Below are 6,021 nucleotides of genomic sequence, written 5' to 3'. Positions count from 1 at the left end.
AGCGCTAAAAAGGAGAAAAATATCGACCCATCGTGACCGCAGGCATTAGAATTTGACCGCGTAACGCCATCTCATGCGCAGCGGTCACGTTCGCCGGAATGAGCGGTCACGTTCGCCGGAATACGCAGCTGTTACCTGAACGACCTCCGCGACGCACCAGTGTTACCCTTCCCAACCGCGTCGGGCTGCCAGACCGAAAACACCGCGCGCTGGTCACGCCATACGTACATTGACGTTCCAGGGACTGTACCGATGATTCGATGTCGCCCTGGCCATCAAGATGAATTCTAGCAAAAACGCCAGTCAGCTAAGTTGGCGTTTTTGTTTTTATAAAAAACTGTCAAGCTTCTAAAAAATGGCTGTTGCGGTGCAGAAAAATGCAACTCGAGCTGCGCGGCAACTGTGTCAGCAAAAAATCGGTCGCGCCGAAAATCACCCATTCATGAACGTGCCACGAGTGCAAATTACGCTAGATTGCGCACAGCATACGCAATCTGTTTGGCCGACAACATTCCCGGCATCACGCACCACCGATCAAGCTTGTCATTTCCAATTCGGACCATGCCGGTATGCTGGTTGGGATCTTTGTCGACTTCCGGATTCAGGTTATAAAATCCCAGCTTACGCCGAATGACTTCCGTATCCGCCTTTGGCCCCGTCAAAAACGACCAGCCTTCCCCGACACCGAAACCTTTGGCGTAGGATTTGAGCATGAAGTCGGTATCGTATTCAGGATTGATGGTCATCGAATACATGAAAATATCCTTGCCGACCCGGGAACCTAATGCTTCCTGCACGGCACGCAAATTGGCTGTCATTAGCGGGCAGATCCCGTCGCGGCAGGTAATCAGCAGCATGTTGATGATGACAATCTTGTCCTTGATGAGGTCATCATAAAAGCGAACTTTCCTGCCTTCATGGGTGGTAAAAATACTGTTTGGGAAGTAAGTCTGGCTTAATGCGCTTGGCGACTGGATGGCGGGCGAACCCGGCAGCACAGGCTTAGCTTTGGGATCTGTTGCGTGCATGACCAAAGGAGGGGCCAGCACGGCGGCACCCAAGCCGCCCAGCATCGTGCGTCTCATGTTCATAGTGTTATCTCCATTTTCTTTAGCTGTTAATTTGTTGTTGGTTTAAAAAATAAAGCAAATACGGGATTGCTCACGCTACGACATCCCAGCGCATCATCATGGCGTGGTCCTCATGGATCGAGTTATGGCAGTGCATCATGTACTTGCCGGTGTAATCCCGAAAACGCATGAAAATCTTCACTTCTTCGCCTGGACCGATCGCCACCACATCCTTGCGGCCGCGCTCATGCAGCGGCGGCGCTACGCCGTTGCGCGACAGAATCTGGAATTCTTCGAGGTGGATATGGATTGGATGCCACCAATTGCCGCTTACCCGCAGCGTCCAGACTTCGGCTGTACCTTTTTTTATAATGGCGTCGGGCCTGTCGACATCCCATAACTGGCCATTGATGCTCCAGCCGCTGACGGTACGATCAAATGTCCAGATGCGGTTTTGCGCCACTTCCGACATGGTGATCGGCGGCAGTGCGCGCAAGGTGGCCGGCACCTCGCTAGTGTCCGCCATACTCGGCTGAGTATCGACGTCGAATCGCAGGACCTGTGTGCCAGGGGAGACAAGGCCATCTTGTGGTCCACGGCCGTCGAGCTGCTCAATACGATCAACAAGAAAAAGCCTGCTGCCCAATGGATATTTGGCAAAATCGACCACGATGTCGGCCCGTTCGGCTGGTGCGAGGCGCACCTGGTTCATTTGCAGCGGTGCCGGCAACAGATTGCCATCGTTGGCAATATAGGTAAAAGTTTGGTCGGTGTTCTGCAACACCAAGTAAAATTGGAAAAAGCGCGATGTACTGCCATTAAGGATTCGGAAGCGGTATTTGCGCCGCTGCACTTTGAAATACGGCTGAATCTTGCCGTTGACACAGAATTTGTCGCCGATATAGCCGTCAGTATTAAACTGATCAAAGACGGGCATACCGTTCGCATCAAAACGCTTGTCCGCCACTATCAGCGGAATGTCAAAGGTGCCAATACCACTTGGCAAGCGCAGTGCCTTGCTGTTCCGATCTTTTTCATTGCCAGAGTCGATCTCGTCAAATAGCAGGAAGGAACCCGCCATGCCACGATAAACATTGCCTGATGTGAAATCCATGCGGTGATCGTGGTACCAGCACGAACCCAGCGCTTCGCGTGGATCGCCTTTCGTTGCTGGATACTGGTCATAGCCAGCGTAAATCATGGGATAGAGATGATCCTTGAACATGCCAGGGCGCGTCAAGGTTGGTCCGAATTTGGTCGGACTGAAGTAATCGCCGGCAAAGCCGTCGCTCTCTGAACCATCATGCAAGTTGTGGGCGTGCGTGGAAATCTCAGGCGACCCGAATCCTGTCAAATTGGCGGGCAAGTCGTTATAGAAGCGCACCAGCAGTGGCTCGCCATAACGCCCAACCAAAGTTGGTCCCGGGCAAATGCCGTCGAAGCCCCAAATGGTTTGCACTGGATACTGTGGATGAAACGAGTGCGATCCTTGCTTGATACGGATTTCGACCAGTTTCAGTGACGGAAACTGTTCCCAACGCTGATGCGGCAAACGCCCGGCTTCGTTAGCTTGCGCTATTTTCGTCGGTGATGGTGACAGGGCACGCGAAGTGGCCTTCGCACCATAGACCGGCAAAGGCATGGCAAATGGGGCCGCCGGTGGACTTGGTGGGGGATAGAAATCGGGAGGTGGTGGCGCCGCGCTTGCATTCTGGCGCACCAGCGCGGTAGCAAACAGGCCGCTTCCCGCTGCAAGGACCCCGGCACGCAGAAAATGGCGACGGTTGCTGTCCTGATCAGGTTGGCTAGGAGGATTGGCAAGCGTTGTTGCAGACACGGTGTCGGCGGGGTCTGCGTTGGTTGCATCAGACGGAGTAATGTTTTCGGTGTTCATGGTCGATCTTTCTGCATCAAGTTTGGGTAGGAGGCACAACCCGAAGGCTTGCCTTTACGAGCAATGGCGCTCGCCTCGTGGTGCGACTAAGCACTTGTCCGACGATAAATGTGACGTTTTGACTTCATAACCGGATGCGGTGCAACGTAGTCACAGCATGTGGTACGGGCGCGGCAAGGGGCACCCAACGCAGCAACGCGCCGGCTATGGCAGCCCAAAATCACATTTCTTGATTGGCAAGCCCTTAGGTATTACCGGCTTGCGGGATTCAATTGCATAAACGGTTTTAACGACGTTGCCGAGCCGGTAGCACCAACCGCAGGCAGACATTGGTAGGAAGCATCTGCTGCTTGCAGCGCATTACCAACTTCTGCTACCAGCTTGCCGGCAGCATCCTGTTTGTGACCGACCGGCACGCACAGTGCAGGATGGTCGAACGGTGCCTTTTTGAACCTCACCCGATCGTCGGTCAGCGCGAGCATAAACGCCACGAGATCGTCCTTCTGCGACTGAGTAAGCCCTAGCGGTGCAATGTCCGGAGGCACATTCACCTTGTTTTCCAGAGCAAAATCGCCGCCACGGTTATAGAAATCGACTACCTGCATTAGCGTTGATTTGCCGCCGTTATGCATATAAGGGCCGGTCAGTTCGACGTTGCGAAGCGTCGGCGTCTTGAATGCGCCGTCAACTGCCAGTCGCTCGTTAGGCTGCACCGCCGGATAAAGCGCTGGATTGAAGCCGTTCCCAAGCAGGTTGGTTTTCCCAAGCTGGCTCATCCGTGTTTCCGACAAAGGAAAACCGAACGGATCGACTCCGCCAACACCCAGGTCTTCCGCAGTCGGCCGCACACCAATGTTGTAGAAGCCGGTATCGTAAATAGCCTTGCCGGCATCGCTCATCATCATTCGTTCCAGTCGTTTTGCAACCACGCTTTGAAAGGATGCATTGGTCGTTTCTGCGCCAGTATGGCAATTAATGCACTTGCCTTGACCTCGAAAAATCGCCAGGCCGCTTTTCTGCTGCATCGTTAGTGCATTGTTCAGCCCCTCTGCAAACTGGTCATAGGGAGCGTTGTCAGACACGAGCGTTGCCTGGTACATTTGCAGCGCCAAACTGAAAAATAACGAGAAATTGGCCTCCATTTGAGTGACCTGCATGCTCTCGTAATTACGCTTGGGTTGCCGCACCAAATCCATGTTGCCCGGACTTTGCTGGCTCTCCGGCGATAGCGTCACCGGCGTAGTTGCCTGCCAAAATTCCGGCCGAAATGCTGCTTTGATCAGAGACTGATAGGTCGTCTGGCCACGTGCCGTATTGTCTGAAAGTCCGCTAAGCACACTGTCACGTTGATCAATTTGCTGCGTACTCAACGGTTTCAAGGGCAGCAACTTCTTGGCGAGTGCCGAAAACGGACGTCCATTGCAGCTCATTTCGATCGCGCTCGAAGGTGGCCCCGAGGCTTGTGAAGCCAAGGACGAGGACGGCAGTGCGACCGGAACCTGCCGCAGCAACCCGTTTTGCTCCTGCCAGATCAGTGCATTCACATTACGCATCCCGAACGGGTCGACGCCATTGAACACATTATTGCCGCGGCCATCCCAGAAGTTGCGAAAATTAAAGACCGCGTTGATGACGGTCGGCGCATTGCGCGGCTCGACCCGGCGCGTGTTCAAAGCGTCCCGGTGAAAGCCGAAGCCGCTGTTGCCGACCGCATCTGAAAGTGCACTACAGAGGTCTGTTGCGCCAATCGTCCCAAGACCAACGAGGTCGGAGCGCAACACCCCTTGAGAAGAGACAATGTCGTTGACGTCGCTCATGCGCGTGGCGCGGTTGTCAACCGCTGAATGCTTGGTCAGCGGGAAATCGGTAACCTTCAAAGTGTGGTTGGGACTGCCTAACTGAAAGGTACGGTCCCCGGCCAGCAGGCCAGGGCTAAGCTGGTTGGTAATACGGTTATCAGCGCCGGCCTGAAAGTGACAGCTGGCGCACGCAGTGCGGTTGTCGCTGCCGACCTTCACGTCCCAGAACAAGGCTTTTCCTAGCTGAATCGCCGCCTTCTTGTCGCGCACAAATGCAGCCAGTTCTGTTTCGGAAGGCCCGGGTACCGGGACTGTTTTGAGTGACGGAATCGTGGGTGGCGGTTCGGTGGTTTGCGCCACCAGCGAAGAATAAACGCCAAGGCCGAGCAGTCCGGCAATGCCAATCGGGATAGCAACAAACAGCGCAGGGCGCCGTGGCTTGTACAGCCGGTCCGGCATCAGGTTACGCTGTTTGGACAGCGGCTCGCCACGGGAGAGCGGTACTCGCTTAGTGTTGCAACGCATGGTGTACTGCTGAAGTGCGCTTTTTTGCTGCACAATAATTGTGTACCGCATGGGTTTCTCCGATTGCTTCAAATTTTTGAATGGCCATGAAAACGGTATCAATGGTGTAGCCCGCACTCGGCATTGATATATTTTCCAGGCAGAAAATTGTTTAATTGTATCAAGTCATTTTCTTCGACGAATACCCTGCCTCATACTTGTATCAAGTCATTTTCTTCGACGAATACCCTATCTCATACAACTCCTGTCAACGCCTGCTGAAGCCCGCGATGAGAATCGAAATAAAGGTGGCTTGACAATATTCAATGAAATAACAGAAACCTTTAAACTTGCTTAATTTGCATTTCACATAAAATAAAATTTACAGGAACAAATATTGGCCGCCCAAAATATTCTCGGAAAATTTTCCACACGGCCAAAAAAATCAAAAGAAGGACACAACTCAATCATTACCTCTAGAAACTTATGCTTTACCTAACGAGACATAAGCATAAACGATTTACTTAAACTATGACTGATGTTCTATGATTTAATTAACTGATAATCGAAATAGGGTTTACCTATAAATTTATCAAGAGATATTTTCACCGAATATATATCCAAAATGTAACTATTCAGCCGCACTAAACCCCGCAATTAGCAGTTGTAAACAATGCTGGTTTGCCGCATCATCCCGCCATGCCACCGAAGCCGCCCCGTCCCGATTTGACTCAACTGTCCGATACCGACAAGG

Annotated in this window: 3 protein-coding genes; all 3 read right to left on the bottom strand. The window is 52.6% G+C overall.

From position 1 onward, the window contains the following. Positions 1 to 464: 464 nt before the first annotated feature. The 3 genes from CR103_RS21470 to CR103_RS21460 all read right to left on the bottom strand — a co-directional run bounded on the left by CR103_RS21470 (position 465) and on the right by CR103_RS21460 (position 5,339). A complete protein-coding gene (locus CR103_RS21470; RefSeq protein ID WP_099917930.1) occupies positions 465 to 1,091 on the bottom strand; it encodes an SCO family protein in 627 nt (208 codons plus the stop codon). Between the two features lie 70 nt (positions 1,092 to 1,161). Beyond that, a complete protein-coding gene (locus CR103_RS21465) occupies positions 1,162 to 2,964 on the bottom strand; it encodes a multicopper oxidase family protein (RefSeq protein ID WP_099917929.1) in 1,803 nt (600 codons plus the stop codon). Positions 2,965 to 3,215: 251 nt separating this feature from the next. Beyond that, positions 3,216 to 5,339, bottom strand: a complete 2,124-nt coding sequence (locus tag CR103_RS21460; RefSeq protein WP_099917928.1) for a cytochrome-c peroxidase — start codon at positions 5,337 to 5,339, stop codon at positions 3,216 to 3,218. Positions 5,340 to 6,021: the final 682 nt, after the last annotated feature.

It is taken from the genome of Massilia psychrophila, assembly GCF_002760665.1.
Taxonomy (GTDB): domain Bacteria; phylum Pseudomonadota; class Gammaproteobacteria; order Burkholderiales; family Burkholderiaceae_D; genus JAFCUW01.
The sequence above is the reverse complement of the archived record's forward strand: the minus strand, read 5'-3'. Positions and strand labels throughout refer to the sequence as shown.